Raw genomic sequence first — 242 nt, 5'->3', positions numbered from 1 at the left:
CGCCTACGCGGCATTGTGTTCTTTAGCTATTTTTGATTTTGAGGCAATTGTCATTGATGGCGCCATTCCTATCAATGTCAGAGAAAAAATAGTTTTGGCAACAAAGTTAAAATTGAGCCAGGCTGATCATCGCGGTATTAATCGCTGTGAAGTACAAAGTGGCTCTATTGGCGCCAAGGCTCAATCAGTAGGCTGCGCTAACCTTCCGTTACTTATCAACTTTTCTCAAGATCACGCAAGCC

The 242-nt window shown here is 43.4% G+C and carries 1 pseudogene; it reads left to right on the top strand.

The annotated features are described in order from the left end of the window. Positions 1 to 242: pseudogene (locus tag AAEY68_RS21600) on the top strand (ROK family transcriptional regulator); the annotation flags it as partial.

Source organism: Pseudoalteromonas sp. RB2-MNA-CIBAN-0110 (genome assembly GCF_040309305.1).
Classification (GTDB): Bacteria; Pseudomonadota; Gammaproteobacteria; order Enterobacterales; family Alteromonadaceae; genus Pseudoalteromonas; species Pseudoalteromonas arctica.
This window is presented reverse-complemented; position numbering and strand designations above follow the sequence as displayed.